The following is a 5,016-nucleotide window of genomic DNA, read 5'->3' as shown; positions in this document are numbered from 1 at the left end:
GTGTACCTTAGTAGGCGGTACGCACTATTACTGGTAGATTATTTATCTACATTGACACTACGCGTCAATGTGCATGAGTCTATAAATAAACGCTTTTAGCTTTACGTACTAGTAACAAACCACATTCTATATGGTTGGTATAAGGAAATTGATCGAACAACGCCAGCTGTTCTATTGTATGTGTTGCAGCCAGTGTCAACAGATTTTGACACAAAGATTCAAGATTACAAGAAATATAAATAATACGCTGATAAGCTTGCATCATCTTCGTTGTAGTATCATCTAGGCCACTGCGCGGTGGATTCACGAAAATAGTTTTCCATTCATAACTATGCAGATGGATATTATTCATACGTTTGAACTTACGTATTCCTTGTATCGCTTGGGTACACTCTGTTGCCGACATACGAATAATTTGTACATTATCTATCTTATTAGCAATCAGATTATGCTGTGCCGCCTCTACTGACTGTTTAACGATTTCTGTAGCCAATATACGCGCGAAATTACGAGCTAGTACTAACGAGAAGTTGCCATTACCGCAGTACAGCTCTAGTAAATCTTCCTGTGAATCTTGAGTAGTTTCTAAAGCCCACTCTAGCATCTTAATATTTATTCCGACATTAGGTTGAGTGAAGCTATTATCAATTTGTCGGTAATGCAGCATGCGTCCTGATACCGGCAAACATTCTTCAACATAATCGTAATCTATGCAAATTTTCTGTTTAGCGGCGCGGCTAATTAAATTAACCCGATAACCTTTAGCACGTAAATCTTCACGTAGCTTAACTGCATGCTTGCGCCATTCTTTTTCGTCTGGTGGTTGGTGATAAATCAGTGTTATTACAGCTTCACCGCTTAGCGTAGTTAGATAATTGAGCTGAAATAATTTGGTACGTAAAACTCGTGACGGGCGTATAGCCATAATCATAGCCCTCATAAGTTCGTTCATTAGTAAACTACCTGCCATAAAATGATCAACTATGATTCGTTTTTTAGTTTGCGGATCGAACATAATATGATAAAGATTGTCGTCATCATGCCAAACGCGAAATTCTGCGCGCATGCGGTAATGTATTGGTTGGGAACGAAATATTCTTATATTAGGAGCATTAAACGGAGCCATTCTTTGTTGCAAGCGTTTTACTTTTTCTTTTAGTTGCAGTTCATAATCTCTTATGGGTAAAGTGTCTAGCATCATTATCTTTTACCTTTTTTTTTATATTTAATTATGTGGTTGTAATACTGGGATATACTTCTATAGTATGAAAAAGATTTGCTAATCTCTTGTTATTTGATACATAATTTCATTATTATATGGTTACTTGTTAAGTAACATTTGCTGAATTATCGTTTATATGTTTTTTCATTATGCCAAATGATTTTGGTAATACTTTTACCTTTCAGAGCCTGATTATGACGCTTCAGGATTATTGGTCACGTCAAGGTTGCACTATCGTTCAACCACTAGATGTTGAAGTCGGCGCTGGTACCTCACATCCTATGACCTGCCTACGAGCTATAGGTCCAGAGCCGGTTGCTGTCGCCTATGTTCAACCGTCTCGTCGTCCCACCGATGGACGTTATGGAGCTAATCCTAACCGTTTACAGCATTATTTTCAGTTTCAAGTTATGATCAAACCATCACCCCAAAATTTTCAAGAAATATATATAGATTCTCTGACAAAAATAGGACTAGATCTAAATCTTAATGATATCCGCTTTGTTGAAGACAACTGGGAAAATCAGACGCTAGGCGCCTGGGGATTAGGTTGGGAAGTATGGCTCAACGGTATGGAAATAACTCAATTGACTTATTTTCAACAAGTAGGTGGTATTGAGTGCCAACCAGTGACAGGCGAGATCACTTACGGCCTCGAGCGAATAGCTATGTCTTTACAAAGTGTTGAAAGCGTTTATGACTTGATTTGGAATAAAGGTACGTTTGGTTATATAACTTATGGTGACATGTTTTATCAAAATGAAGTTGAGCAGTCAACTTATAACTTTGAATACACCGATGTTAATTTGTTATTTAGTTCTTTTGAACAGTATGAAAAAGAAGCTATCAATCTTCTTACACTAGATAAACCACTTCCGTTGCCTGCTTATGAATGTATCCTCAAAGCTGCGCATAACTTTAATATGCTCGATGCTCGTAAGGCGATTTCGGTGACCGAACGACAGTGCTATATCTTTCGTCTCCGAAATCTTACTAAAACGGTAGCAAAAACTTACTATGCTTCGCGTAAGGAGCTCGGGTTTCCAATGTGTAAGCAAAACGAGAAGTTAGAGGTATAAATGAAGCCACAAAATTTTCTCGTGGAAATTGGCACAGAAGAGTTACCAGCTAAAGAATTGCGATCATTAGCAAAAATATTTTTAACTAATGTGAAAATCGCACTAAATAATGCTTATATTATTTATGATCAAGTTGATTGGTTCGCAACTCCCCGCCGTCTGGCACTAAAAGTAACTCATATAAACTACGCTCATAATGACAGTTATATTGAAAAAAAAGGGCCAGCTATTACTCAAGCTTTTGATGCAGAGGGTAAACCAACCAAAGCAGCGATATGCTGGGCACACTGTTGCGGCATAACAGTCAATCAAGCAGAACGGTTTTCTACCGAGAAAGGAGAGTGGCTAATTTACAGAAAATTAGTTATGTCACAGCCTTTGTCATCGCTGTTATGCGACATAATTCGTAACGTATTAGTTCAATTATCATTATCTTTTCCCAAAATCATGCGCTGGGGAGATCAACCCTATGAATTCCTCCGTCCTGTACGTACTATAACCTTATTGTTAGATGATAAGGTAATTCCAGGTAACATCTTAGGCATTAACTCTGATCGTATCATTCGCGGGCATCGCTTCATGGGTGAGACAGAAATAAACTTATTGCACGCAGACTGCTATCCTCAGGTACTTCTAGAACGTGGACGTGTAATAGCCGACTATGAGCTACGTAAGAAAATAATCCGTCGCGATGCAGAAGCGGCTGCTAGCAAAGTAGGAGGTATCGTAGATATAAATAATTCTTTATTAGAAGAAGTAACATCATTAGTAGAATGGCCTATTGTACTAATTGCGAGTTTTGAAGATAAATTCTTGAGAGTACCTACTGAAGCACTGGTGTACACGATGAAAAGTCACCAGAAATATTTTCCTGTCTATGATACGAAAAAACAACTATTACCATATTTTATTTTTGTCGCGAATATAGAGTCAAACAATATACACACAATTGTTGCTGGGAACGAAAAAGTAGTTCATTCCCGTCTAGTAGATGCAGAGTTTTTTTTTAATACCGATCGTCAGCGGCGACTAGAAGATAACTTATCTCTTCTAGATACGGTGATGTTTCAGATGAAACTAGGTACTCTACGTGAGAAAAGTACTCGTATTGCATTTTTGGCTAGCTGGATTGCAAAAATTATTTCTACTGATGTTAAGCAGGCATCACGTGCTGGTTTATTATCTAAATGTGACTTGATAACTAATATTGTGTGTGAATACCCTGAAATTCAAGGGATTATGGGCATGCATTATGCTCGCCTAGATGGTGAACCAGAGCCTGTTGCTCTAGCACAAAAAGAACAGTATCAACCACGTTTTTCTGGGGATCATTTACCTACAACATTAATTTCATGTGCAGTAGCCATTGCTGATAAAATAGATACCATTACTGGTCTCTTCGGCATTAATCAGTATCCGAAACATAATAAAGATCCATTAGCACTACGCCGTGCAGCACTTGGTGTACTACGTATTATTATAGAAAAACAATTACCTTTAGATTTACTATTGTTAATAAAAAAAGCTGTCCTGTTATATCAACATAAATTAACTAATCAAACAGTAGTAGATGATGTCATGAATTTTATGTTTAATCGTTTACGCTCCTGGTATAAAAAACATGGTTACAGCAGCGATACTATTCATGCAGTACTCACTCGTAGACCTACTAAACTAATAGATTTTGATGCTCGTGTGCGTGCTATTAGTCAATTCAGTAAGCATCCAGATGCACAGATACTAACTTCTATACATAAGCGTATTTTTAATATCCTCTCTAAAGATCAAAATATTATTTATGTGGACGTTAAAATAACTCTGTTAAAAGAGCAAGAAGAACTAAAGCTGATGAACGATATCATTATATTACGTAATAAACTCCAGCCGTTCTTTGATACATACCGATATTATGATGCGTTAGTAGAATTAGTGATTCTACGTGAAACGGTAGAAAAGTTTTTCAATAACGTCATAATTATGACTGAAAATACAGAAATACGTATTAATCGTTTAATGTTACTGCATCAGTTGCATCTGTTATTTTTAAATATTGCTGATTTTTCACTATTACAAGATTACACAAAGATCAAATACTAAGACAGGGGTGGAGAGACTTGAACTCCCAACTTCCGGTTTTGGAGACCGGTGCTCTACCTAATTGAACTACACCCCTAAAGAAACTCATAGAGTTAGTTATGGCGGTGCGGACGGGACTTGAACCCGCGACCCCCGGCGTGACAGGCCGGTATTCTTACCAACTGAACTACCGCACCTAAGTAAAGTAAAGTCAGAAGTAATTTCTATTACTTAATAATAAGTAATTAAGTAATAAGGAGATGCCTGGCAATTTCCTACTCTCACATGGGGAAACCCCACACTACCATCGGCGCTACGGTATTTCACTTCTGAGTTCGGTATGGTATCAGGTGGGACCACCGCGCTATTACTACCAGGCACATTTATTAGTCATTTTAGTTAAATATTAATTTTTAATCAAGTAATAAAATATTTTAGGTGTTGTAAGGTTAAGTCTCACGGGTCATTAGTATCAGTTAGCTCAACACTTCACAGTGCTTACACATCTGACCTATCAACGTTATAGTCTTTAACGTCCCTTTAGGAGGCTTAAGTTAAAGCCTCAGGGAAGACTCATCTTGAGGCAAGTTTCCCACTTAGATGCTTTCAGCGGTTATCTTTTCCGCACGTAGCTACCGG

3 protein-coding genes, 2 tRNA genes and 2 rRNA genes are annotated in these 5,016 nt (G+C 37.7%); 2 read left to right on the top strand and 5 right to left on the bottom strand.

Annotated features, from left to right (window positions below; genetic code table 11):
- Window positions 1–79: 79 nt before the first annotated feature.
- The gene (gene trmA / locus CEX73_RS00450; protein WP_101626676.1) at window positions 80–1,201 is read right to left on the bottom strand and encodes a tRNA (uridine(54)-C5)-methyltransferase TrmA; all 1,122 of its coding nucleotides are present in this window, start codon (window positions 1,199–1,201) and stop codon (window positions 80–82) included.
- Between the two features lie 170 nt (window positions 1,202–1,371).
- Between trmA and glyQ the strand changes: the two genes are divergently transcribed.
- Both glyQ and glyS read left to right on the top strand, forming a co-directional pair.
- On the top strand, window positions 1,372–2,301 hold the full coding sequence (glyQ, locus tag CEX73_RS00445; protein WP_101626675.1) for a glycine--tRNA ligase subunit alpha: 930 nt from the start codon (window positions 1,372–1,374) through the stop codon (window positions 2,299–2,301).
- Complete coding sequence (gene glyS, locus CEX73_RS00440) at window positions 2,302–4,398, top strand: glycine--tRNA ligase subunit beta (RefSeq protein ID WP_101626674.1); 2,097 nt, start codon at window positions 2,302–2,304, stop codon at window positions 4,396–4,398.
- Between the two features lie 2 nt (window positions 4,399–4,400).
- Here the strand turns inward: glyS and CEX73_RS00435 are convergent.
- From CEX73_RS00435 to CEX73_RS00420, 4 genes are all read right to left on the bottom strand, one after another.
- Window positions 4,401–4,474: transfer RNA gene (locus tag CEX73_RS00435), tRNA-Trp, on the bottom strand.
- A gap of 23 nt (window positions 4,475–4,497) precedes the next feature.
- Window positions 4,498–4,574: transfer RNA gene (locus CEX73_RS00430), tRNA-Asp, on the bottom strand.
- A 65-nt stretch (window positions 4,575–4,639) separates the two neighbouring features.
- Window positions 4,640–4,755 (bottom strand): 5S ribosomal RNA (gene rrf, locus CEX73_RS00425).
- Between the two features lie 67 nt (window positions 4,756–4,822).
- Window positions 4,823–5,016, bottom strand: a 23S ribosomal RNA gene (locus CEX73_RS00420); the annotation flags it as partial.

This window comes from Candidatus Palibaumannia cicadellinicola (genome assembly GCF_002855795.1).
Classification (GTDB): Bacteria; Pseudomonadota; Gammaproteobacteria; order Enterobacterales; family Enterobacteriaceae; genus Baumannia; species Baumannia cicadellinicola_C.
Note: the sequence above shows the minus strand (reverse complement) of the source record. Positions and strands in the feature narration are given on the sequence as shown.

Bases quoted from the DNA above. Each gene is read 5' to 3' on its own strand.
- trmA (WP_101626676.1), bottom strand. From the start codon at position 1,201: ATGATGCTAGACACTTTACCCATAAGAGATTATGAACTGCAACTAAAA.
- glyQ (WP_101626675.1), top strand. From the start codon at position 1,372: ATGCCAAATGATTTTGGTAATACTTTTACCTTTCAGAGCCTGATTATG.
- glyS (WP_101626674.1), top strand. From the start codon at position 2,302: ATGAAGCCACAAAATTTTCTCGTGGAAATTGGCACAGAAGAGTTACCA.